Annotated in this window: 24 protein-coding genes and 3 tRNA genes; 14 read left to right on the top strand and 13 right to left on the bottom strand. The window is 71.3% G+C overall.

The window, feature by feature from the left end; genetic code table 11:
• The first annotated feature begins 8 nt into the window (after window positions 1-8).
• The 7 genes from crtI (at window position 9) to ACGFH9_RS03940 (ending at window position 4,416) form a co-directional block, all read left to right on the top strand.
• Window positions 9-1,490 (top strand): phytoene desaturase family protein, encoded by a 1,482-nt coding sequence (crtI, locus tag ACGFH9_RS03970; RefSeq protein ID WP_393214897.1) that lies wholly within the window; start codon window positions 9-11, stop codon window positions 1,488-1,490.
• Entirely contained in the window at window positions 1,487-2,107 is a 621-nt protein-coding gene (gene idi / locus ACGFH9_RS03965; RefSeq protein ID WP_393214894.1) for an isopentenyl-diphosphate Delta-isomerase, read from the top strand. Before crtI ends, idi begins: the two co-directional genes overlap by 4 nt.
• Window positions 2,097-3,041: a MerR family transcriptional regulator gene (locus tag ACGFH9_RS03960; RefSeq protein WP_393214891.1), complete on the top strand. Its 945-nt coding sequence runs from the start codon at window positions 2,097-2,099 to the stop codon at window positions 3,039-3,041. The genes idi and ACGFH9_RS03960 overlap by 11 nt, the downstream gene beginning before the upstream one ends.
• 75 nt (window positions 3,042-3,116) lie before the next feature.
• Window positions 3,117-3,911, top strand: coding sequence for a polysaccharide deacetylase family protein (locus ACGFH9_RS03955; protein WP_393214888.1), 795 nt, complete (start codon window positions 3,117-3,119; stop codon window positions 3,909-3,911).
• A 154-nt stretch (window positions 3,912-4,065) separates the two neighbouring features.
• Window positions 4,066-4,138, top strand: a tRNA-Glu gene (locus tag ACGFH9_RS03950).
• A 31-nt stretch (window positions 4,139-4,169) separates the two neighbouring features.
• A tRNA-Asp gene (locus tag ACGFH9_RS03945) sits at window positions 4,170-4,243 on the top strand.
• 99 nt (window positions 4,244-4,342) lie between these two features.
• Window positions 4,343-4,416 (top strand) — tRNA-Phe (locus ACGFH9_RS03940).
• Between the two features lie 224 nt (window positions 4,417-4,640).
• Here ACGFH9_RS03940 and ACGFH9_RS03935 read toward each other — a convergent pair.
• Window positions 4,641-5,633, bottom strand: a complete 993-nt coding sequence (locus ACGFH9_RS03935) for a hypothetical protein (RefSeq protein WP_393214885.1) — start codon at window positions 5,631-5,633, stop codon at window positions 4,641-4,643.
• A 166-nt stretch (window positions 5,634-5,799) separates the two neighbouring features.
• On the opposite strand from ACGFH9_RS03935, the gene ACGFH9_RS03930 reads away from it, so the two are divergent.
• Complete coding sequence (locus tag ACGFH9_RS03930) at window positions 5,800-6,321, top strand: SRPBCC family protein (protein ID WP_393214882.1); 522 nt, start codon at window positions 5,800-5,802, stop codon at window positions 6,319-6,321.
• A gap of 17 nt (window positions 6,322-6,338) precedes the next feature.
• On the opposite strand, the gene ACGFH9_RS03925 is transcribed toward ACGFH9_RS03930, so the two are convergent.
• Both ACGFH9_RS03925 and ACGFH9_RS03920 read right to left on the bottom strand, forming a co-directional pair.
• A complete protein-coding gene (locus ACGFH9_RS03925) occupies window positions 6,339-7,043 on the bottom strand; it encodes a DUF2786 domain-containing protein (protein WP_393214879.1) in 705 nt (234 codons plus the stop codon).
• Window positions 7,044-7,130: 87 nt separating this feature from the next.
• Window positions 7,131-7,520 carry a hypothetical protein gene (locus ACGFH9_RS03920; protein WP_355617950.1) on the bottom strand — a complete coding sequence of 130 codons (390 nt, stop codon included), beginning with the start codon at window positions 7,518-7,520 and terminating at the stop codon, window positions 7,131-7,133.
• A 154-nt stretch (window positions 7,521-7,674) separates the two neighbouring features.
• Here ACGFH9_RS03920 and ACGFH9_RS03915 point away from each other — a divergent pair, with 154 nt between their 5' ends.
• Window positions 7,675-9,018, top strand: coding sequence for an ABC transporter substrate-binding protein (locus ACGFH9_RS03915; protein WP_393214876.1), 1,344 nt, complete (start codon window positions 7,675-7,677; stop codon window positions 9,016-9,018).
• Window positions 9,019-9,115: 97 nt separating this feature from the next.
• Here the strand turns inward: ACGFH9_RS03915 and ACGFH9_RS03910 are convergent, their stop codons facing one another.
• Entirely contained in the window at window positions 9,116-9,859 is a 744-nt protein-coding gene (locus ACGFH9_RS03910; RefSeq protein ID WP_393214873.1) for an enoyl-CoA hydratase/isomerase family protein, read from the bottom strand.
• Window positions 9,856-10,713, bottom strand: coding sequence for a 3-hydroxyacyl-CoA dehydrogenase family protein (locus tag ACGFH9_RS03905; RefSeq protein ID WP_393214870.1), 858 nt, complete (start codon window positions 10,711-10,713; stop codon window positions 9,856-9,858). Before ACGFH9_RS03905 ends, ACGFH9_RS03910 begins: the two co-directional genes overlap by 4 nt.
• A 181-nt stretch (window positions 10,714-10,894) precedes the next feature.
• On the opposite strand from ACGFH9_RS03905, the gene ACGFH9_RS03900 reads away from it, so the two are divergent.
• Entirely contained in the window at window positions 10,895-11,185 is a 291-nt protein-coding gene (locus ACGFH9_RS03900; protein WP_393214867.1) for a hypothetical protein, read from the top strand.
• Between the two features lie 45 nt (window positions 11,186-11,230).
• Here the strand turns inward: ACGFH9_RS03900 and ACGFH9_RS03895 are convergent, their stop codons facing one another.
• Window positions 11,231-12,010: a class I SAM-dependent methyltransferase gene (locus ACGFH9_RS03895; protein ID WP_393214864.1), complete on the bottom strand. Its 780-nt coding sequence runs from the start codon at window positions 12,008-12,010 to the stop codon at window positions 11,231-11,233.
• Window positions 12,011-12,063: 53 nt separating this feature from the next.
• On the opposite strand from ACGFH9_RS03895, the gene ACGFH9_RS03890 reads away from it, so the two are divergent.
• The gene (locus ACGFH9_RS03890; protein ID WP_393214861.1) at window positions 12,064-12,459 is read left to right on the top strand and encodes a PPOX class F420-dependent oxidoreductase; all 396 of its coding nucleotides are present in this window, start codon (window positions 12,064-12,066) and stop codon (window positions 12,457-12,459) included.
• 106 nt (window positions 12,460-12,565) lie between these two features.
• Here ACGFH9_RS03890 and ACGFH9_RS03885 read toward each other — a convergent pair whose 3' ends face one another.
• Both ACGFH9_RS03885 and ACGFH9_RS03880 read right to left on the bottom strand, forming a co-directional pair.
• Window positions 12,566-12,775 (bottom strand): BldC family transcriptional regulator, encoded by a 210-nt coding sequence (locus ACGFH9_RS03885; RefSeq protein ID WP_007073996.1) that lies wholly within the window; start codon window positions 12,773-12,775, stop codon window positions 12,566-12,568.
• 251 nt (window positions 12,776-13,026) lie between these two features.
• Window positions 13,027-13,866, bottom strand: a complete 840-nt coding sequence (locus ACGFH9_RS03880; protein WP_393214858.1) for a hypothetical protein — start codon at window positions 13,864-13,866, stop codon at window positions 13,027-13,029.
• A gap of 193 nt (window positions 13,867-14,059) precedes the next feature.
• On the opposite strand from ACGFH9_RS03880, the gene ACGFH9_RS03875 reads away from it, so the two are divergent.
• Together ACGFH9_RS03875 and ACGFH9_RS03870 are read left to right on the top strand one after the other, a co-directional pair.
• Window positions 14,060-15,142: a Glu/Leu/Phe/Val dehydrogenase gene (locus ACGFH9_RS03875; RefSeq protein ID WP_393214855.1), complete on the top strand. Its 1,083-nt coding sequence runs from the start codon at window positions 14,060-14,062 to the stop codon at window positions 15,140-15,142.
• 302 nt (window positions 15,143-15,444) lie between these two features.
• The gene (locus tag ACGFH9_RS03870) at window positions 15,445-15,660 is read left to right on the top strand and encodes a DUF3073 domain-containing protein (protein WP_007454329.1); all 216 of its coding nucleotides are present in this window, start codon (window positions 15,445-15,447) and stop codon (window positions 15,658-15,660) included.
• Window positions 15,661-15,801: 141 nt separating this feature from the next.
• Here the strand turns inward: ACGFH9_RS03870 and amcA are convergent, their stop codons facing one another.
• From amcA to ACGFH9_RS03845, 5 genes are all read right to left on the bottom strand, one after another.
• Entirely contained in the window at window positions 15,802-16,038 is a 237-nt protein-coding gene (gene amcA, locus ACGFH9_RS03865; RefSeq protein WP_355617941.1) for a multiple cyclophane-containing RiPP AmcA, read from the bottom strand.
• The gene (gene amcB, locus ACGFH9_RS03860) at window positions 16,007-17,110 is read right to left on the bottom strand and encodes a cyclophane-forming radical SAM peptide maturase AmcB (protein WP_393215257.1); all 1,104 of its coding nucleotides are present in this window, start codon (window positions 17,108-17,110) and stop codon (window positions 16,007-16,009) included. The genes amcA and amcB overlap by 32 nt, the downstream gene beginning before the upstream one ends.
• Window positions 17,111-17,236: 126 nt before the next feature.
• On the bottom strand, window positions 17,237-18,391 hold the full coding sequence (gene purM, locus ACGFH9_RS03855) for a phosphoribosylformylglycinamidine cyclo-ligase (RefSeq protein ID WP_393214850.1): 1,155 nt from the start codon (window positions 18,389-18,391) through the stop codon (window positions 17,237-17,239).
• Window positions 18,392-18,453: 62 nt separating this feature from the next.
• Window positions 18,454-19,992: an amidophosphoribosyltransferase gene (purF, locus tag ACGFH9_RS03850; protein WP_355246570.1), complete on the bottom strand. Its 1,539-nt coding sequence runs from the start codon at window positions 19,990-19,992 to the stop codon at window positions 18,454-18,456.
• A gap of 168 nt (window positions 19,993-20,160) precedes the next feature.
• Window positions 20,161-20,514 carry a sterol carrier family protein gene (locus ACGFH9_RS03845; protein WP_393214847.1) on the bottom strand — a complete coding sequence of 118 codons (354 nt, stop codon included), beginning with the start codon at window positions 20,512-20,514 and terminating at the stop codon, window positions 20,161-20,163.
• A gap of 160 nt (window positions 20,515-20,674) precedes the next feature.
• Between ACGFH9_RS03845 and ACGFH9_RS03840 the strand changes: the two genes are divergently transcribed.
• Entirely contained in the window at window positions 20,675-22,702 is a 2,028-nt protein-coding gene (locus tag ACGFH9_RS03840; protein WP_393214844.1) for a carboxypeptidase-like regulatory domain-containing protein, read from the top strand.
• Window positions 22,703-22,859: the final 157 nt, after the last annotated feature.

The following is a 22,859-nucleotide window of genomic DNA, read 5'->3' as shown; positions in this document are numbered from 1 at the left end:
GTGGTCACGTGCGCACGGTGACCGGACGGACGGACCGGGTCGTTGTCGTGGGCGCCGGGCTGGGCGGGCTCGCCTGCGCGCTGCACCTCGCCGGCAGCGGCCGGCAGGTGACGGTGCTGGAACGCGAGCCGGTCCCCGGTGGGCGCGCCGGACGGCTCGCGGTCGGCGGCTACGAGTTCGACACCGGCCCGACCGTGCTCACCATGCCCGACCTCATCGCCGAGGCGCTCGGAGCGGTCGGCGAGGAGCTGCACGACTGGCTCGACCTCACTCCGCTGGACCCGGCCTACCGGGCGTACTACCCGGACGGGTCGACCCTCGACGTACTGACCGACACCACCCGGATGGCGGCCGAGATCTCCCGGGTCTGCGGTCCCCGCGAGGCCGACGGCTACCTGCGCTTCGTCGACTACGCGCGGGAGCTGTGGAGGCTGGAGCGGGCCGACTTCATCGAGCGCAACCTGGACGCGCCGACCGACCTGCTCACCGGCAACCTGCTCAAGCTGCTCACCGGCGGGGCCTTCCGCCGCCTCCAGACCAAGATCAACCAGTTCTTCCGGGACCCTCGTACCCAGCGGATCTTCTCCTTCCAGGCGATGTACGCCGGCCTCGCGCCGCACGACGCGCTGGCCATCTACGCGGTCATCGCGTACCTCGACTCGGTGGCCGGGGTCTACTTCCCCCGCGGCGGCATCCACGCGGTCTCCCGGGCGATGGCCGGCGCGGCCGAGAAGCACGGCGTGCAGATCCGGTACGACACCACGGTGACCCGGGTGGAGACCGCTAACGGCCGGGCCACCGGCGTGCTCACCGCCGACGGCGAACTGGTGCCCGCGGACGTGGTGGTGCTCAACCCGGACCTGCCGGTCGCCTACCGGGACCTGCTCCCCGCCGCGCCCGCACGACGCCTCACCTACTCGCCGTCCTGCGTCGTCCTGCACGTCGGCTCGCGGCAGGGCTATGCGAAGATCGCCCACCACAACATCCACTTCGGACGCGCGTGGAAGGGCACCTTCGATGAGGTCATCCGCAGGGGCGAGTTGATGACCGATCCGTCGCTGCTGGTCACCAACCCCAGCCGCACCGACCCGTCGGTGGCGCCGCCGGACCGGCACACCTACTACGTGCTCGCGCCCGTGCCGAACCTCGCCCGAGCGCCCTTCGAGTGGCGCGGCGACCTGACCCAGCGCTACGGCGACCAGCTCATCGGCACCCTGGAGGAGCGCGGGTACGTCGGCTTCGGCGCCGGCGTGGAGGTGTTGCAGGCGATCACCCCCGCCGAGTGGGCCGAGCAGGGCATGGCCGCCGGGACGCCGTTCGCCGCCGCGCACACGCTCTTCCAGACCGGGCCGTTCCGCCCGTCGAACCTGCACCGCCAGCTGTCGAACGTCGTCTTCGTCGGCTCGGGAACCCAACCCGGCGTGGGTGTGCCGATGGTGTTGATCTCCGGCAAGCTGGCCGCCGGCCGGATCACGGGAGAGGGACGATGAGCACCCGCGAGGACCATCTCGTCGAGCTGGTCGACGACGCCGGGCAGGCCCACGGTGACACCACCGTCGCCGAAGCCCACCAGCCGCCGGGGAAACTGCACCGGGCCTTCTCGGTGGTGCTCGTCAACCCGGACGGCCAGGTGCTGCTGCAACGACGGGCCGCGGTCAAGACCCGCTTTCCGCTGCGATGGGCGAACTCCTGCTGCGGCCACCCCCGGCCGGGCGAAGCACTCACCGAGGCGGCCAACCGGCGGCTGCACGAGGAACTGGGCACCGGCCCGGTCGAGCTGACCGAGGTGGGCGTCTACGTCTACTACGCCGAGGACCCGACCACCGGTCGCGTCGAGTTCGAGTACGACCACGTGCTGCGCGGCGAGTTCCTGCCCGGCGCGCCGCTCGAGCCCGACCCGGACGAGGTGGCCGAAGTGCGCTGGGCCGACCCGGCCACCCTGGAAACCGAACTCGACCGAGACCCCCGGTCGTACGCACCCTGGCTGGGCGGGGTGGTGAACCGTCTGCTGCGGCCCTCGGGTTCTCCGTCGGACGTGCCCGGCTCCACCATGGCCCCGCCCGGATCGCCGGCGGACGACGCGGCGGAGCGGTCGGGTGGCCGATGAGGCGCTGAGCGCGGGCGCCGTCGCGCGCCGGCTGGGGGTCGCGGTCACCACGCTGCGTACCTGGCACCAGCGCTACGGGCTCGGGCCCAGCGAGCACGTGCCCGGCCATCACCGTCGGTACACGCCAGCCGACCTGGCTCGCCTCGAAACGATGCGGCGGTTGACCGCCGAGGGCGTCAGCCCCGCCGAGGCGGCCCGGTGGGCCCGGCAGGCACCGGACCGGACGTCCGTGGACTCCGTCGCCCGGGGTCGAACCCGACCGTCGAGCCGCGACGGCGGCGGCGCGATCCCGGTGGGACGCGCCGGCCCGGCGGCCCGGGGCCTGGCCCGCGCCGCCATGCGGCTGGACGCGGCGGCTATCAACGACACGATCGCGCACACCATCGTCACCAGTGGAGTCGTCGCCACCTGGGAGACTCTGCTGCGGCCCGTGCTGGCCGGCATCGGTGACCGACATGTCGCCACCTCCGGCCTCATCGAGGTGGAACACCTGGTCTCCCGGTGCGTGTCGGAGGCGTTCGCCGCGGCCGGCCGGGCCAACGCGCCCGCCGGACCCGCCCGGATACTGCTCTCCTGCGCGGACGAGGAGCAGCACACCCTCCCCCTGGAAGCACTTGCCGCCGCGCTCGCCGAGGCCGGGGTGAGCTACCGGATGCTGGGTGCCCGTATGCCGGTGGCAGCCCTCGTCGAGGCGGTCAACCGGACCGGGCCCGCCGCGGTGGTGCTCTGGTCACACTCCAGGGCCACCGCCGACCCGGCCCAGCTCAACGCCCTGCTCGCCGCGCCCCGCCGCCCGCTGCTGATCCTCGCCGCCGGCCCGGGCTGGCGAGCCGACGGCCTGCCCGCCGGGGTGGTCCGGCCGGTCGACCTGGCCGAGGCGGTCTCGCTGGCGGTGGCGGTCCGTGATTCGCTGGACCAGTCGCGGGAGGCCTGACCGACCTGTCGGCTCCCCGGGGGCGTCCACTACCGTCGAGAGGTCCGCCCACCCCGACCCTCCGGGAGCGAACAGATGCAAGCCCGCGCCGCCCTGGCGTCCGTCCTCGCCGTGGTGCTGGTCTTGTCCGGTTGCGCTCAGCCAGACAGCGCCATCCACGCCACCGGCCGACCGCAGCCCGTCCAGTCGGCCAGCGGACCCACTCCGAAGCCCACCCCGTCACCCAGCCCCACCCACGCCAAGCCCACAAAGCCACCGCTGCGGCCCCTGCCGACGAAGCTGCCAGCCGGGCTGCGGCGCAACACCGGCGTACGACCCGTGGCGCTGACCTTCGACGACGGGCCCAGCCCGGCGTGGACGCCGAAGGTGCTCGACCAACTGAAGGCGGCCCACGTCACGGCCACCTTCTGCGTGGTGGGCCTCGAAGCCCAACGACACCCCGAGCTGATCCGGCGGATCGTCCGGGAGGGCCACCAACTGTGCAACCACAGTTGGCGTCACGACCTCGACCTCGCCCGCCGGCCGGTCGCCGACATCAAGGCCGATCTGGCCCGCACCAACAAGGCCATCCAGACGGCCGCGCCGGGCACCCCGGTGTCCTTCTACCGCCAGCCCGGCGGTCGGTGGACGCAGGAGGTCCTCGACGTCGCCAAGGAGCTCGGCATGCGCCCGCTGCACTGGGCCGTCGACCCGCAGGACTGGGACAAGCCCACCGCCACCACGATCGCCAAGCGGGTCCACAACGCGGCACGTCCCGGCTCCATCGTGCTGCTGCACGACGGGGGCGGTAACCGGGCCGCGACGCTCGCCGCCTGCCCCCACCTGATCGCCGACCTGAAGCACCGCTACGGCATCACCCGCCTCAAGTAGATGCACCCTGAACTGCGGTTATCCGGTCCACGACGACCCCGGCCATACCGGTTTTGTCGACCGGCCAGGCATCACGTATGCTTTCCAAGCCTCCGGCGGGGCCGGATGGGAGCAAGTCCGCTTGAAGTTGCGAATGTGCAATGATGGCGGGGCCGCCCTCATCGTCTAGCGGCCCAGGACGCCGCCCTTTCAAGGCGGTAGCACGGGTTCGAATCCCGTTGGGGGCACGACCGGCGCAAGTCGGAGCAACACAAGCTAGGTCCTGTGGAGCAGTTGGAGTGCTCGCCGCCCTGTCAAGGCGGAGGTCGCGGGTTCAAGTCCCGTCAGGACCGCAGCGCTGACGCCGCGCATAGCGCGGCGTTCTGCGTATCGGAGCGCGTGATCCTGGAAGCAGTTCGATCTGCTGACGGGTAGCATGAGCCGAGCAATACGGCCAGGTAGCTCAGTTGGTACGAGCGTCCGACTGAAAATCGGAAGGTCGGCGGTTCGACCCCGCCCCTGGCCACATAGCCTTTCGCCGGGCTACAGAGGTCCCCACCAGCGATTACGCCGGTGGGGATCTTGCTTTTGCGCCCTCTCCGCGTTGATCGACGTAGCCGATGTGGCGGCATCCGGTCGCTGCGATCCCGCCACTTCGCCGCAGTGGAGTCAATCACTCCGCTTCAGCGCGAGATCTTGGACAGTTTCCGTTCGGGTCGAACGGAAACTGTCCAAGATCTCCGCGTTCGGTCACTGGTCCCGGTGGCCCTGTTGGCGGTGCTGGGCGATCCCGCCCTGGATCGCCTCCCACACGCTGCGTCCGGCCTGCCGGATGCTCTCTCCCGCCTGCTCGGCGAGTTGCGCCGCGCTCTGGGCCGCCGCCTGCGCCCCGCCCGCAACACCACCACCGCTCTGCTCGCCGCTTCCGCTGCCGCCCTGCTGACCAGCGGCCTGCCGCTCGCCACCCCGCTGGCCACCGCCTTCCGGACCGCCAGCACGCTGCTGGCCGCCACCCTGCTGGCCTCCGCCCTGCTGACCACCGTCACCTCGCGGGCCGCCGCCACCCTGCTGGCCGCCGCCCTGCTGCGCGCTGCCCCGCTGGCCACCGCCTTGCGGGCCGCCGCCCGGACCACCGCCGCCCGGACCACCGCCGCCGGCCGTTCTGCCCTCATGCTGGCCCGAATCACCTGGTCCGCCGGACGGACCCGGAGCGGGGGTCGAGATGGGCGGACCGGTCGACGGACTCACCGGGCGGGCCGGTCGTGCCCGTGTCTGGTCGCCGGCTACCACACCCGCCTGCCGGGCCAGTTCGTCGCGGACGTCGCCGTGCTGCGCGCGAGCGGTGATCTCGGCGGCGCTGGCCGCCAACTGCTCGCTACTGCGGTTCACGTCGTCGAGCGCGCCGCTGCCCGCCCGAGCGAGGGATTCGATGACCTGCGGGTTGTTGTCGATGGTGTCGAGCGCGCGGCCCAGGAGTGTCACCAGCTGCTCCAGTCGGACCCGTAGCTGCGCCTCGGCGTGCACCCCGTCGATGTCGAGCTCGACGCCGTGCAGGTGGACCCGTACGCCGGCGTCGAGTTGGAGGAGGTTGGCCAGCCGGGCGCGCAGCGAGATGTCGGCGTCCAGCCCGTCCACGACGAGGCGGATCGAGTCGACCGAGACGTTCGGGATGTCGAGGAGGACGTCGGGTTCTCCGGTATCGACGTGCCGGTCCGGCCTCCGCTGCTGCGCGTTCTCGCTCATGCTCTCCCGCTCTGCCCGTACGCCGACCCGGTCGTCCGGGCCGTCCGGGCGCGGTTACCCGCTTTCCGGAGGGGCATCCCGTCCGTGACGACGCGGCAACCCACTGTCTGGAACGGGGTGCCTACGAAGCTGCACACCGAGGCCTCAGCCGGTATGGTCCGGGCCTATGGGACAGGGGATGGCTGATCCGGCCGACATTCGGCAGGACCTGGAGCGGTTCTCCTTACGGTGCAGTCTCCTCGTCCCCGGTCCCGCCGAGCGGGCGTTCGCGGTTTTCACCGACGAGCTGACCGAGTGGTGGGTCACCGAGTACACCTGGTCGGGTCCGCAGGCTCTCGCCGAGCTGGGCATGGAGCCGCGGGCCGGCGGCATGCTCTACGAGATCGGCCCGTACGGCTTCCGCGCCGACTGGGGACGGGTGCTCACCTGGGATCCGCCTCGACGGTTGGTCTTCGCCTGGCAACTCGGTCCGGACCGGGTGCCGGTGCCGGACCCGGCGAAGGCGAGCGAGGTCGAGGTGCTGTTCCTGGCCGACGGGCCCGAACGGACCCGGGTCGAGCTGGAGCACCGGCATTTCGACCGGCACGGCGAGGCGGCCGAGGGCTACCGCAAGGCGCTCACGGCGGGCTGGCACGAGTTGCTCACCCGCTATCTCGCCACGGTGTCACGCGGTCAGCACACCGCCTGAGCCTTCCCGGCACAGGCTCACCGGTCCAGTTGTCGACCCACCCGGGCGGTGTCGAGATTCCGGCCGCCCAGGTGGGCGCGGCTGCCCGCCTCGGCGCCGGAACCGAAGCCGGTGCCGCCGAGTCGGCGGGCCGGAGCGGTACGCAGTCGTGGGTACTCCTCGGTGAGCCTCCGCTGCACCCGGTCGGAGCGATCGGCCAGCACCAACGCCATCGAGGGCGCACCTGACTCGCTGGCCGCCGCCGACTCGGCCGCCCAGAGTCGGCCCCCGATCACCTCCGCGAAGCCGGCGAGCCAGGACCGGCGGAAGGCGGCCGGGTGGTCGTCCACGGGCACCGCTGTGGCGGCCAGGCCGTGCGCGGCCTGCACGAGCAGCGAGGTGAAGAGCAGGTCCACGCGTTCGAGGTCGCTGGCGAAGCCGAACAGATGCGCGACGAACCCGTTGCCCTGCTTGCGCCGGACGCAGCGGCAGCGCAGCGGCTCGGCGACCGCCGCGAGCAGACCGACCTTGTCCCGGGCGTACGGAGCGACGATGTCGAGGACGCGGTCACCGACCGGATCGGTGGTCGGGTCCCGGACCGCGAGCAGCGCCCTGTCGACGCCGTAACGGGCGATCAACTCGGTCGCCTTGGCGGTGAACGCCGCTGACTCGGCGGGCGTGCAGGCCGGGTCCTCGGCCTGGGCGAGCAGCTTGCGCACCTTGCTGAGCATGGCCTCGGACATGCCACAGAGCTACCACACCCGTCCGACGATCCGGGACCGCGCCAGGACCGCCCCGCGCGGGCGCGGTGCCCACGGCGGGTGCCGTGTTCACGCGGCCCGGCTGCGCAGGGTGGCGATGGTCGAACCGGCGAGCGTGAGCAGGCAGTCGGAGAGCTGCCCGTCCGCCGCGGCCGCCCCGAACAGGGCCTCGCCGGTGGGTACGTCCCGGTTGGCGTAGGCGCTCACGAAGCGGGCCACCCAGCGGGTGTCGTAGTCCGCCTGCTCGATGCCCGGGAAGTCCAGCGCACATCCGGTGCTCGGCGCGGCGTCACCGACCATCGTCGCGGCCAGGCACCAGGCGACCCCGTACGCCCCGGACAGGCCGGCCCGGTCGACGACCGCGTCGAACGCACCTGTCACCGCGTCTCCATCGCCGGCCAGCGCCGAGCGGAGCACGGCGGTCGCGTCGTCGAACGTCTGCTGTGGTAGGTCCGTCACCCGGCGCACAGTAGGACGGGGGGTCAAGCCCCCATCTTCCGTCACTCTGCGTGTTCAACGCGAGCGACCTACGCATTACGCCGCCTCCACGGTCCCGCGCTCGGCCTCGGCACGCTAATGTGCGCAGCGGACCTTCGCCGGAGGAAGGACGACCATGCTCGTATCACGCCGCTCGCGGGTGACCACACTGGCTGCCTGCGCGACGATCCTGCTCGCCACGAGCGCCTGCGGGGATGACAAGGCCGACGAGGGCAGCGCCCAACAGGTGCGCCTCTACGGCACGGACGGCAACATGTACAACGCCTTTCCTGCGGAGTTGAAGGAACGGGCCAGTCTCGTCGACGGAATGAAGGGCACCACGCCACTCGTTCCGCTGCCCGACGACTTCAAGAACCGGCTACGGGCCATCGATCCGGCGCTGAAGGACTACATCTACTCCGGCGAGACGTACGACGCGATCGTGATCACCGTGCTCGCCTCGCAGCTGGCTGGAAGCACCGACCCGGCGGCCATCACCAAGCAGATCACCGCAGTGACCAACAACGGTCAGCGCTGCGAAGACCCGGCGAGTTGCCTCGCACTGGCCCGCAACGGGCAGGACATCGAGTACCGCGGTGTCTCGCTGAACCGCGCCGGCTTCACCGACAAGGGTGAGCCGGCCACCGCGAGCTACGCCACGCTGACTTTCGACGGGGACCGGATCAACGACGGGAAGACCGAGTTCGTCGGTTCCGGCAATGAGTCTGCGGCGAGCACCGAGACGCCGCCGAAGCCGAAGAAACAGCGCCCGGGCGGCGACACCGACCAGAAGCCACTGATCCTGGGCGGCCTGCTGCCAAAGACCGGTGACCTCGCTTTCGCCTACCCGCCGATCGCCGCTGGCGCTGCCCTGGCGATAAGGGAGATCAACGCCGCCGGCGGCGCGCTGGGCAAGCCGGTGACCTGGCTCGACGGCGACGACGGCACCAACCTGGCGGTGGCCAAGAGCACGGTGGCCAAGCACGTGACGGACGGCGTCAGCGTGATCATCGGCTCGGGTAGCTCGGGCATCTCCCGGGCCGTGCTGCCGGACGTGATAGAGGCCGGGAAGATCCTCTTCTCCCCGTGCAACACCGCCAGCAGCCTGACCGACATAGACGATCAGGGCCGCTTCTTCCGCACCGCCCCGCCGGACAGCCTCCAGGGCCGGGCGCTGGCCGACGTGATCCTCCGTGACGGGTCGCAGAAGATTGCCATCGTGGCCCGCAAGGACTCCTACGGTGAGGGCCTGCAGGGCAGCGTCCGCGACGAGCTGACCAAGGCCGGTATCGCCGACGACCGGCTCAAGTTGATCACGTACGAGCCGCCAGCCGACGCGACGGCACCGCCGATCGACTTCAGCAGCGGCGCGAAGGAGATCAAGGCATTCGGGGCGGACGCCGTCGTCGTCATCGGGTTCGGTGAGTCGGCTCAGGTGATCCGGGCGCTCGCCGACTCCGGGGTGCAGATCCGGCACTGAGCACCACCCGCGAACCACGACGCACCACCTGCGGACCACCACGCACCACGACGGCCGCACCGGCCCCACTGCCGGTGCGGCCGTTCCCGTAGCCGCGTCAGCGGGCCCGGCGGCGTTCGAGGAACTCGGTCATGCGGCGGTGCTTCTCCTCGTCCTCGAAGAGCACCGCCTGACTCACCAGGTCGAGCTGCGGGTGCGCGGCGGCGGGCGCGTCGACGGCCAACTTGGTGAGCCGCAGCGCCAGCGGCGATGCCTGCGCCATGTCGTCCAACAGGCCGTGCGCCGTCGTCAGCAGCTCACCGGGCTCGTCCACCACCCGGTTCACCAACCCGATCCGCAGCGCCTCCGCCGCGTCCACCCGGCGGCCGGTGAACAGCAGTTCCTTGGCCCTGCCCTCGCCGACGAGGGCGGGCAGTCGGTGGGTCGCGCCAGCGCCGGCCAGAATGCCCAGGCGCACCTCCGGCTGACCGAAGACCGCACGGGCCGTGCACACCCGAAGATCGCAGGCGTACGCCAGCTCCGCGCCACCGCCCAGCGCCGGCCCGTCGACGGCGGCCACGCTCGGCATGGGCAGTGCCCTGATCCGGGCGAAGGCCGCCGAGTTGATCGCGGCCAGCGCGTCCGTGCGGCCCCGCTCACGGAGCTGACCGATGTCGGCGCCACCGGCGAAGATGCCCTCCGCGCCGCCGGTCAGGAGCAGCAGCCGGGGCCGTGCCTCCAACTCGGCGCAGACCTGGTGCAGCTCGGCGATCAGGTCGGCGTCGATGGCGTTGCGCTTCTCCGGCCGGGCGAGCGTCACCACCAGCCGGTCCGGCCGTTCCTCGATCCGCAGACCGCTCATTGCTTGACACCCGCTTCCCAGCGGTAGAAGCCGTGCCCGGACTTCTTGCCCAGCCGCCCGGCGGCCACCATCTCCACCAGCAGTTCCGGCGGCGCGAAGCGGTCCCCGTACGCGGCCTGGAGGGTGCGGGCGATGTCGAGGCGCACGTCCAGTCCGACCAGGTCGGTGAGTTCCAGCGGCCCGATCGGGTGCCGGTAGCCGAGCACCATCGCCTTGTCGATGTCGGCCGGGCTGGCCACCTGGTCGGCGACCATCCGGATCGCCTCCAACCCGAGGGTCACCCCGAGTCGGGAGGTGGCGAAGCCGGGCATGTCGCGTACGACGACGGGGTCCTTGCCCAGCCGCCCGGCGAGCGCGACGGCCGCGGCGGTGGTCTCCTGGGCGGTGGCCGGGCCGACCACGATCTCCAGCAGCGTCATCGCCCAGACCGGGTTGAAGAAGTGCAGGCCGAGGAAGCGCTCGGGCGCGTCCAGACCTGCGGCCAGCTCACCGATGGCGATGCTGGACGTGTTGCTGCCGAGCAGGGCCGGGTCCAGGGCGGCGACGTCGCGCAGCACCGCCCGCTTGAGGTCCAGGCGCTCCGGCACCGCCTCCACGATCACCTCCGGAGCGGGAGCGACCTCGGCGAGGCTCGGGCGCAGGGTCACCCGCTGCCGGTTGGCGGCGGCCTCGTCGGCGGTCAGCTTGCCGCGCTGCACCGCCCGCTCCCACAGGTCGGCGAGCCGGGTCAGCGCGGTCGCCCCCCGGTCGGCGTCCACCTCGACCAGCTCGACGGCGTGGCCGGCGCCGGCCGCCACGTACGCGATGCCGAGCCCCATCGTGCCCGCACCGACGACCACGAAACGATCGTTCACCACGCCTCCCTGTCCGCCGGCCCGGCAGCGCGCGGGGTTCCCGCAGCGCCGGCCCGGGTGCTCGGCCCGTTGCGCTCGCTCATGGTGCGACCCTAGACAGCACGCCGACCCCGCCCATGCGTGGGGGAGCGCGGGATCGGGTACGTACGGCCCGTCAACCAAAGGGAAGGACCGCATCGAGATGAGCCAGGCACCGGAGAGCGTCACCTCCGACTCCGAGACCGTGGAGACCCGGGGCGACGAGCGGGTCGAGCTGCTGCGCGCCGACACCAACAACGACGGCAAGACCGACGTGTGGGTGGTGGACACCGACGGCGACGGCAAGGCCGACCTGTTCCAGTTCGACACCGACGGTGACGGCAAGGTGGACATCACCATGGTCGACATCGACGAGGACGGCACCCCCGACGAGGTGGTCGACGGCGACGGCGGCCTCCCGCCCGAGCCGCTGCCCCCGACCGTCCAGGTCTGAGCCGTACGACGGCTCCTGCGCTCGATGCGAGGCAGGAGCCGTCGCTCAGCCGGTGAAACGCAGGGTGGCCAGATAGTAGGGGGCGTCGCGCTCGTCCACATCGGTCAGCCGCCAGCGACTGCCGTGCACCAGTTCGGCGAACTCGTCGGGCGAGCAGACCAGGTAGTCGAACCATTCGGTGCCCAGCTCCCGGTAGCGCAGCCGGAGCCGTAGCTGGCCACCGAGCCGACCCCGACGCCGGTTGCGCTCGTGGTAGCCGGTGTGTACGGGGTCGCGGGTGCCGTACGGGTTGGTGCCGTGCGCGATGATCTGCGCTCCCGGCCGTGCCAACGCGGCGAGCGCGGCCAGGAACCCCGGCGCCCGCTCGCGCCCCTCGAACAACCCGAGGTTGTTGCCGAGCAGCAGGAAGGTGTCGTAGCTCCGGCCGTCGGCGACGTGCGTGTCCACCGTCCCGTGCACCAGCCGTCGTACGCCACGACGTCGACTCACGTCGAGCGCACCCGCCGACGTGTCCAGTCCGGTGACGGGTACGCCGCGGTCCTGGAGCAGCAGCGCGATCCGGCCCGCCCCCGTGCCGACGTCGAGCGTCTCGCCCCGGGCCCGGTCGACGGCCCGCTGGTCGTACGGCTGCCAGTCGGCCGGCCCGTCGAGGTAGTGGGCCGCCGGAGCGCCGTTGATCAGACCGTCGTCCCGTTCGATGATCTCGATGACCGGCCGGGGCAGTCGGCCGCCGACCATGGGCCGGGGGCCGACCCCGGTCGCCACGGCGAGCGCGTCCCGCAGCAGTTCACCGACCACGTCACCGACTAGCGGTTCCCCCGTCACGCCGTTCACGCTATCTGGCCGCTCAGTGGCCCGCAGCGGCCTATCCTGGCGGCGTGACCATGCTGGACCGGCTGTCGGCCGAGAAGTACATCCTGCTCACGACCTTCCGTAAGGACGGCCGTGCGGTGCCCACCCCGGTCTGGTCGGTCCGCGACGGAGACGCGCTGGCCGTGTGGACCCGTGCCGACTCGGGGAAGGTCAAGCGGATCCGCCACAACGGCGAGGTGACCGTGGCGCCCTGCGACGTACGGGGTCGACCGCATGGCGCGGAGGTGCCCGCCCACGCGACCCTCTACGGCGGTCGTGACACGGGTCGGGTCCGCGACCTGCTCAAACACAAGTACCGCCTCATCGGTCGACTGAGCCTGCTGGGCAGCCGCCTGCGTCGCGGCGAGGGCGGCACGGTCGGCATCCGGGTGACGTTGACCGGGCCCGACGACGGCGACTGACCCGCTGCCGACTGACGCGCCGCCGTCCAGGGCCGGGCCGGGGAGCGGACAGCGAAAGGGGCGGCGGACCGAAGTCCACCGCCCCTTTCTGGAAACCTCTATCGGGTCAGTCGCCCTGCCGCTGCTGCGGGATCTGGCCCTGCAACAGCGCCCTGACCTCCGACTCGCGGTATCGACGGTGGCCACCCAGAGTGCGGATGGCGCTGAGCTTGCCCGCCTTCGCCCACCGGGTCACCGTCTTCGGGTCGACACGGAACATCGACGCCACCTCGGCCGGTGTGAGCAGCGGCTCTGGTTCGTGCGTTCGCGATGCCATCGGTCACTCCTCCACATGTATAGACATCGGCCGGGGTCCCGCCGGCCGACGCGTCTCCCATGGTCCGGCTAGTCCCCGATGTCCGACATGGGCCGAACGGATGAAGGTCCCTAGACGGACGGATGAACCATGCCCGATTTTTACGACTTTCACACGGCAGAAAGTACCTTATTAGGACTCATGATCACGGTTCGTGATGCGTCAACTACGAGACACCCTCGCCTTGGGAGCGCTCCTAGAGGCAATTTGCGTTAATTGCACCGCTCTAGCAACTGCACGGCGCGCCAGCGGGCCACCAGCTTGTCGTAGGCGGCCGACGCCTCGTCCGCCTCACCCCGGGACAGCCCGGCGAGGCCGGCGGCGACCAGCTCCGGCGAGTCGTCCGCGGCGAGAGTCTCGTCGGAGAGCAGGTCGACCAGGCCGCCGTAGTCCAGTTCCACCACCGAGCGCGGGTGGAACTCCTCCAGCCAGCGGGCCGCCTCCTCCACCGCTTCGGTGATCGGCGCCTCGCCCACCGACTTGCGCAGCACCGACAACGCCCGCGACGAGCGACGACGCGCCTTGGAGATCTCCGTCCGGTAGCGCAGCGTCCGCCGGCCCGGCTGCGTGACGAAGTCCCGCTCCGTCGGGTCGAAGAGCACGAACCACCGCAGGGGTACGCCCCAGGTCGCGATCTGCTCGTGCACCCGGGGCACCCCGTGCTCCAGCACCCGGGCGCCGCTGCGCCAGTCGTCCACGACCGCCCGGGCCTGCCCGGCGAGCACCGGCGGCACGAACGCGTCGGCGAGCACCGAGGGCACCCCGTCCCGGGCGTTGAGCGCCGCCTCAGCGACCCGGATCCGCAGGTTCCAGGGGCAGACCAGCAGGCTGTCGTCCGCCTCCAGGACGTACGCCTCCTCGGGCAGGTCGGGTAGGCGGGTCCAGCCCGCGCCCAACGCCTCGATCACCGCCGTCCGCTGGCGGCCGGGTCCCTCGACCGGGGCGACCGCCCGCCCCTCCGAGACGTAGCGACGCCAGTAACTCTGCCGGTCCCGGTCGAAGGCGGTCAGCGGCTCGTACACGCGCAGGTAAGAAGCGAAGAGCGACGGCACCGCGCGATCCTCCCACGAACCGCACCCCGGTGCGGCCAGCGGTCGGACCGCGCGCGCCGCACCGTGGGACGGCGGCGGCGCGTCGGGCGGCCGCACGGCGGCCGATACTAGGCTCGATCACACCGGCAGCATCCCCGCCGGGGTTCACCAGGTCCGCGTCCCACAAGGACGCACACCACCGTAGGAGCCAGCCATGGGCGTATTCGCGAGCACCGACGATCCGGTATCGACCGGTCACGAACAGGTCGTCTTCTGCCAGGACAAGCAGAGCGGCCTCAAGGCGATCATCGGGATCTACTCCACCGCGCTGGGGCCCGCGCTCGGCGGCACCCGCTTCTACCCGTACGCCAGCGAGGACGACGCGCTCGCCGACGTGCTCGACCTGTCCCGCGGGATGGCCTACAAGAACGCGCTCGCCGGCCTGGACCTCGGCGGCGGCAAGGCCGTCATCTGGGGTGACCCGGAGCAGATCAAGAGCGAGGCGCTGCTGCGCGCGTACGGTCGCTTCGTGGAGTCGCTGGCGGGCCGCTACTACACCGCCTGCGACGTCGGCACCTACGTGCCCGACATGGACGTCATCGCCCGCGAGACCCGGTACGTGACCGGCCGCAGCGTGGAGCACGGCGGCGCCGGCGACTCGTCGATCCTCACCGCGTGGGGTGTCTTCCAGGGGATGCGGGCCGCCGCCGAACACGTCTGGGGCACGCCGAGCCTGAGCGGCCGCCGCGTCGGTGTCGCCGGGCTGGGCAAGGTCGGTAAGTACCTGACCGCGCACCTGCTGGACGACGGTGCCGAGGTGGTCGCCACGGACGTCAACCCGAAGGCGCTGGCCTGGGCACGCGCCACCCACCCGCAGGTCACCCTGGTGGACGACGCGACCGCGCTGGTCGCGGCGGACATCGACGTGTACGCCCCGTGCGCGCTGGGCGGCGCGCTGAACGACGACACCGTTCCGGCGCTGCGCGCCAAGGTGGTGACCGGTGCGGCGAACAACCAGCTCGCACACCCGGGCATCGAGAAGCTGCTGGCCGACCGGGGCATCCTCTACGCGCCGGACTACGTGGTCAACGCCGGCGGGGTCATCCAGGTGGCCGACGAGATCGAGGGCTTCAACTTCGACCGGGCGAAGCTGCGGGCCACCCGGATCTACGACACCACCCGGGAGATCCTGCGGCTCGCGGACGCGGAGGGCGTGCCGCCGGCGGTCGCCGCGGACCGGTTGGCCGAGCGCCGGATGGCCGACGTCGGGCGACTGCACGCCATCCACCTGCGCTGATCCGTTCCGGGGGCGGATCGACCGGGATCCGCCTCCGGGCCTCCCGCGCGGGCCCGACTCGGTAAGCTGAGGTCCGGGTCACGTTTGGCATGTTTTGCCCGGTGTCACGGGCGCTCTCCGTTCCGCTCCTTACCGAGTACACTGGGTGACGGCCGGATCGCCGCGACGCGCAGAGCCGGCCGGCGGTAACCCGAGGTGCCGAACGATGGCATCCCCATGTACCGTAAGAGCCACGAGAGATGCCTGACGTCATCGGGGCCCGCCTTCGGGCTGCCCCGCATTCTGTGCGAGGGGGTCGAGCCATGGGGCGCGGCCGTGCTAAGGCCAAGCAGACAAAGGTGGCCCGGGAGTTGAAGTACCACTCCCCGAACACCGACCTCACCGCCTTGCAGCGCGAACTGGCGGGTGCTGGTAAGTCTGAGCACCACTTCGACGACGACTCAAAAGAGTTCGTCGACGACGATGATGAGAATCATGCGGACGACGACCCGGATCCCTGGGTCCGCCCGACCCGCTGACCTCTCGACGTAGCTGAGCACGCGGTAACCCCCGCGTGCTCACGCATGTGCCCTTCGGGAGCGAGATCGGTGCCGATCATCAGGGGCCTGCCCTGGCCGGGAATCACTCCGACCGCCGACAGGCCCCTGATCACGGCCGCCCTAGCGCGGCCGGTTGTTCCAGTTGTAGAAGGTCGGGATGTTCTCGAAGTGGTTCCACGCGCAGACCGCGCTGACGCCGTCTCCGCCCGGCACCTCCGCCCGCAGCCGCCGCGCGTCCGCGGCCTCCTGTAGCAGCGCGACAAGCCCGGGGGCGGCCTCCCGCACGCGTTCGGTGACTCTGTCCGTGGCATCGTCCGCTTCGCGCTCAGGCCGCCGGTGACTGGTGGTCTCGGGCATGCTCCAACACTCCCTCCAATAGGCGGATCTTGCTGTTGCGGCAGTGCTCGGTCTCCGTACCGTCAAAACGCCCCAGCTCGAAGTAACGGTTGGCGGCATGACCGCCGCCACAGAAGCCGAAGTAGGGGCACGACGCACGACACGCCTCCACCCCCGCCAGGAACTCGCCGACCCACGGCGTCGACACCGCACCGGCCAGGATCTGGGCCAGCGGGGTGGTCAGCACGTTCCCACTGCTGAAGTCGCCGTAGCGTGGGTCGGTGAAGCCGGCCAACTCCGGGGAGAGCACCGTCACCGAGCCGTCGTGCCCGATGGTCGGGATGGGATCCAGCCGGCGGGGCAGCACACCGTCCACCGAGCCGTCGAGGACCGCCCCCGCGTACCGGAGTGACCACTCGACCTCGCGAAGGTGGATGCGCGGCGCCCGCCTCCAGGCCGTCACCAACTCGGCCCAGAACGTGGTCACCGCCGCCGGGTCGTGGCTGTTGTCGCGGGTGTTGACGCCTTCGGTCTCCTCGATGTTGATGCCCAGCACATCGCAGCCCAGCTCGAGGAAGTAGTCGTACAGCTCCGCGGCGAGCCCCGGCGTCGGCCGGGACACCACGGCCAGCGCGGAGAAGGGCAGGTCGTGCCGGCGCAGGGCGGCCACACCCCGCAAAATCCGGTCGTACGCCGGCTGACCGCCACGGTTGACCCGGTCGACGTTGTGCTCCCGGGGACCGTCCACGCTCACGCTCACCCGCATCTCGTGCCGGGCGAAGAACTCGCACCACTCGTCGTCGATCAGCGTGGCATTCGTCTGCACATGGTGCTCGACCTCGGGCCCGAAGGGTGCCATCAGCGCCGCAAGGTGCTCCCGGCCGGTCGCGAGCGGCTCGCCGCCGTGCCACACCACCGAGAAGCGACCCGACGACGCCCACGGGTTGACCGCCGCCGCCACCGCCTCGGCCACGGACACCGACATGCGCCGGTCGACGGCCCGGAACGGCAGGTAGCAGTACGCGCAGTCGAGATTGCACAGTGTGGTGGGCTGCATGACGACGTACGACGGGACCGCGGCAAGACCGCGCATCCCGCTGAAGGGCAGTTCCCCAGCAGCCATCACCCTCCTCCGCCGAGCCCGAGCCTTTCAGGCTAGGCGGCGCTGGCCACTCGGGTGAAGCCCTGATCAGGTACCCGTACGATCACCGGAGCGTGATCACCCTCGGGTGTGCTGACCCACCATCTGCACGTTGCCGGTGCCCTCGATGATCTCGCCGGCCTGCCAGGCCTCGACGCCCCGACCCGTCAGCGTGGCCAGGGCGCGATCCGCGTCCTCGGCCGAGACGATCGCGAACATGCCGACGCCCATGTTGAACGTCGACTCCATGTCCTGGTCGTCGATCCGGCCCTTCGACTGGATCAGGTCGAAGATCGGCTGTGGCTTCCAGGTGGACCGGTTGACCACCGCGTCGACGTGCTCGGGGAGCACCCGCACGAGGTTGCCCGGGATGCCGCCGCCGGTGATGTGCGACAGCGCCCGCACCTCGGCCTCGGCGATCAGCTTCAGGCAGTCCTTGGCGTAGATCTTGGTCGGGGTCAACAGCTCCTCACCGAGGGTCCGCTGCCGGCCGAAGTCGTCGATCACGATGTCCAGCCGCATCCGGGCGGCGCCCAGCAGCACGTGCCGGACCAGCGAGTAGCCGTTGGAGTGCAGGCCGGAGGAGCGCATGGCGATGACGACGTCACCCACCTCGACGCGGTCCGGGCTGAGGATGTCGGCCTCCTCGACCACACCGACACCGGTCGCGGAGATGTCGTACTCGTCCGGGCGCAGCACGCCCGGGTGCTCGGCGGTCTCGCCGCCCAGCAGCGCGCAGCCCGCGTACCGGCAGCCGTCGGCGATGCCCGCACCGATCTCGGCCACCTTGTCCGGGACGACCTCGCCCGTCGCGATGTAGTCGAGCAGGAACAGCGGCTCGGCACCGCAGGCCACCAGGTCGTCGACGACCATCGCGACCAGGTCGATGCCGACCGTGTCGTGGATGTCCATCTGCTGGGCGATGACCAGCTTGGTGCCGACACCGTCCGTGGAGGAGGCCAGGATGGGGTTCTTGTACTTCTTCGTGTCCAACCGGAACAGGCCGGCGAAGCCGCCCAGGTCACCCAGCACCTCGGGCCGCCGGGTCTCGCGAACCTTGGACTTCAGCAGCTCCACCGCGCGGTCGCCCGCGTCGATGGAGACCCCGGCGTCGGCGTACGAGACCGAGCGTTTGCCCCTCTGACGGCCGGCACCGCCCGTCCACGGCTGGTGGTCGCTGCCAGCGCTGTTCGGGCTGCTTCCTGCGCCGCTGCGCTCGGACACGTGCGTCACGGTTCTCCCCTTTTGTGGTCCTCGGTGCCGCACCGGCGGTGGCCGGGCCGCGCCAGTTGGTGCTACGGGCGGTTAGCGGTCACGCCACCCGGAGTGGCGACGAGCGGGCCGAAGCTGTCCGGGGCCTCCGACGTCGCGGTCGCGACCCGGCGGCCCATACCTTCCAGCACGTGCTTGCCGATCAGATTGCCAGCCGGAAGCTCGATCGGGTACTCCCCATCGAAACACGCCCGACACAGTCGGGTCTTCGGCTGCTCGGTCGCTGCGATCAGGCCGGCAAGCGAAACATAACCAAGCGTGTCGGCACCGATGGAGCGCCGGATGCCGTCGTTGTCCAACCCGTTGGCCAGCAGCTCCGCCCGCGTGGCGAAGTCGATGCCGTAGAAGCACGGCCAGCTGACCGGTGGGGAGGAGATCCGGACGTGCACCTCGAGCGCTCCCGCCTCGCGCAGCATCCGGACGATGGCACGCTGCGTGTTGCCGCGCACGATCGAGTCGTCCACGACGACCAGGCGCTTGCCGCGGACGTTCTGCCGCAGGGGGTTGAGCTTGAGTCGGATGCCGAGCTGACGCAGGGTCTGCGACGGCTGGATGAAGGTACGCCCCACGTACGGGTTCTTCATGAGGCCCGCGCCGTAGGTGATGCCGGACGCCTCCGCGTAGCCGATAGCGGCCGGGGTGCCGGACTCGGGCACCGGGATGACCAGGTCGGCCTCGACCGGGTGCTCCTTGGCCAACTGCCGGCCGATCTGCACCCGCGCCGCGTGCACGTTACGCCCGGCGATGGTCGCGTCCGGGCGGGCGATGTAGACGTACTCGAAGAGGCAGCCCTTCGGCTCCGGCGCGGCGAACCGGGTCGAACGCAGCCCTTCCTCGTCGATCGCGATCAGCTCGCCGGGCTCGACCTCGCGCACCACGCTCGCGCCCACGATGTCCAGGGCGGCGGTCTCGCTCGCCACCACCCAGCCACGCTCCAGCCGACCGAGCACCAGCGGGCGTACGCCGTGCGCGTCGCGGGCCGCGTACAGCGTCGACTCGTCCATGAAGACGAAGCTGAACGCCCCGCGCAGCTGCGGCAGCACCTCGAGCGCGGCAGCCTCGACCGACAGGTCGGGGCGGCTGGCCAGCAGCATCGTCACCAGCGAGGTGTCGTTGGTCGAGCCGTCCGCGACGAGGCCGCGCTCGGCGACCTCCTTCTCCAGCTCCGCGGTGTTGACCAGGTTGCCGTTGTGGGCCAGCGCGATGGTCGTGCCCGAATCGGTCGACCGGATGGTCGGCTGGGCGTTCTCCCAGTTGGACGCACCGGTCGTCGAGTATCGGGCGTGCCCGATCGCCAGGTGGCCACGCAGGCTCGCCAGGGTGGGCTCGTCGAAGACCTGGGCCACCAGGCCGAGGTCCTTGTAGACCACCACGCCCGAGCCATCGCTGACCGCGATGCCCGCCGCCTCCTGGCCGCGATGCTGGAGGGCGTAGAGGCCGAAATAGGTCAGATTGGCGACCTCTTCGCCGGGGGCCCAGACGCCGAAGACGCCGCAGGCGTCCTGGGGGCCAGGTCGTTGGGGATCAAGGTCGTGGCTCAGCCGGCCGTCGCCTCGGGGCACTACCGCTCCCTCATGCTGGTCTGGACCGGCCTGGCGGGGATCACGGGTCGGATCCACATTCCTCGGCCGGGACCACTGTCGTCGCCTGACAGTGTACGCGAGTCGACGTCGATACAGATAGTCACGATTCCGCTGCCGAGAGTAGCGATCACACGGACATCGGGGCAGCTAGAGGGGCAGATAAGCCGAGATGTCCCCCCGAACGCCGCTCACCTGAACACGACCCTCGGCCACCGCACCGACCCACGCGAGCCGGCCCGTGGCGAGTTCCAGCCACGTCTGCGGCGACATCTCGACCACGTTCGGCGGGGTTCCTCTGGTGTGTCGAGGACCGGGGACGCACTGAATCGCACCGTATGGTGGGACGCGCACCTCCACCGATCGGCCGGGGGCGCGCTCCGCGAGTACGGCCAACAACGACCGGACCGCCTCCCGGAGTACCGGCCGTTCGGGCGTACGACCCTCGTCAAGCGCCGACAACGCCACGTCGACGGCGGCGGACTTACTGTGCGGAGAGGACACGACGGGACGATACGACCCACAGGTGAAGCACCCGACGCTGGCCCTGGGTCGCGCCGGCACAGTGAGACAAGGCATAGTGGCCGACGGCGTATTCGTACCGTGATGATCCCCGGCCCGGCGCCCCGCCGGTAAAGGGAAGTCAGCCCGGAAGGCGGTGGACGTGTCAACACACCGACGTGCCTGGAAGCAGCGGGCCGGTGTGGTCGTAGCGCTGGTTGCAGGCGCTCTGCTCGCCGTCCCCGCCACACCGGCAATGGCCGCAGAGGTCGAGGTCTCCCCCGGCGCGGTCACCGTGAACGCGGGTAGCGACGCCACGATCACGGTGCGCGTCACCGGAGGCAATGAGGACGAGTCGGCGAAGGTCAGTCTCTCCGGCCTGCCGTCCGGCGTCAGCTGCGCCAGCGGCTGTGGCGACGTCAAGCTCACCGGCGGCGGCCTGGGCGGCCCGAAGGGGTCGGTGCTGGTCCGCATCGCGGCCAACGACAACGCCGGCGACGCGACCACGACCATCACGGTGGCGGTCGAGGCCGCTTCGGGCCCGGACACCGCCACCGTCTCGCTGACCGTCAAGGGCAAGGCCGCACCGCCCACTCAGCAGCAGAACCAGACGGTGAAGTCGGTCTCCGGCAAGGTGGTCAAGAAGGCCGACGGCGACCCGGTGCCGAACGCGTTCGTCGTCCTTCAGGACACCGGCGGCCACCGCTACGACGCCGTCGCCGACAACAGCGGCAACTTCCGGTTCACCGGTAGCAGCCAGGCCCCGATCAGCCCAGGTCGGATCGACCTGGGGGCGTCCTCGGAGAACATCAAGGCCTTCAAGAGCTTCAACGCGAGCGCCGGGCAGACCGTCACCGGCCAGCGGATCGTCTTGGAGGTCAAGGTCGAGGTGACGCCCAGCGCCACCCCGTCGCCCACCGCCGATGCCACCCCCACCGAGGAGGCGACCGAGGAGGGTGCCGAGGAGCAGCCCTCCGAGGAGGCCAGCCCGGGTGCCCCGGCGAACGCCAGCAACGAGGACGACGGTGGCGGCTTCGGCTCGTACCTGATCATCCTGCTCGGAGGCCTGCTCGTCGCGGCCGGCGTCGGCACGATCGTCCTGCTGTGGATGAAGCGCCGCGAGAGCGGCGACGACGACGAGCCGGCGGTGGCTGGCGCGGCCGGTCCCGCTGGCGCGGTACCGGCGGCCCGTGGGGCCTTCCACGGCGCCGACGACCAGACCCGCGTGGTCAACCGTGGCGGCGGGCCCGACCCGACCATGGTCGGCGGCGCGGCACTGAGCGAGGCGCCGACGATGATGCACCGCCCGGTCGTCGACGACGTACCGCCGGACCCGTACGGCGCGCCCGCCCAGCCCTACGGGGCGGCGGACCAGCAGGGTTGGGGTGGCTCCGGCTACGACGAGGAGCCCGCCCAGGGCGGCTACGGCGGTTACGGCAACGCCCCGGCCTCGGGTGGTGGCTACGGCACGTCGGCGACGCCCGACGGCGGCTACGGTGGCGGCGCGGCGGACGGCTACGGCGCCGCACCCGGTTCCGGAGCGGGCTACGGCGGTGCCGCGGCCCCGGGCGCCGGCTACGGTGCCGCCCCCTCCTCCGGGGGCGGCTACGGCAGCCGTGACTACACCGCGCCGGCCGGCGCCGGGGGTTACCCGCCGGCTCCCGCTGGTGGGGCGGCAGGCTACGGCGAACGCTTCGACGAGCCGACCGGCCGGTACACCGGCGACAGCACGCAGTACCCGGCGCCGGCAGACCCGTACGCCACCGGCGTGTACCAGCCGGAGCAGGCACCGGGCTACGGCCAGCCTGATCCGACCACGCCGTACGGCGGCGGCGGTCGGGGGGCGGAGCCGAGCGGCGGCTACGGCCAGCAGACCGGCGCGTACGACCAGGGTGGCTACGGCCAGCCCGCCGGCGGATACGACCAGGGCGGCAACTACGGCCAGGAGCCCCCGCAGCAACGCGGCAGCTACGACGACCGTGGCTACGACCAGGGCGGATACGGCCAGCCCGCCGGCGGATACGACCAGGGCGGCAACTACGGCCAGGAGCCCCCGCAGCAACGCGGCAGCTACGACGACCGTGGTTACGACCAGGGCGGATACGGTCAGCAGCAGGGTGGCCGGGCCCGGTCGGACGCTCCCCCGCCCACTGAGCGCGGCGGTCGACGCCTCGACTGGCTGGACGACTGACCGGCACCACCACAACGCACACAGGAACGGCCGCCCGGAAAACCAGGCGGCCGTTCCGCTGTCACCTGCCCCCCCACCCCACCCCCCACCTCGTTGATCATGAAGTTATTGCCCCGACACGCCGGCTGCGCGGGCAATAACTTCATGATCAACGGGG

Source organism: Micromonospora sp. NPDC049102 (assembly GCF_043197485.1).
Taxonomy (GTDB): Bacteria; Actinomycetota; Actinomycetes; order Mycobacteriales; family Micromonosporaceae; genus Micromonospora.
This window is presented reverse-complemented; position numbering and strand designations above follow the sequence as displayed.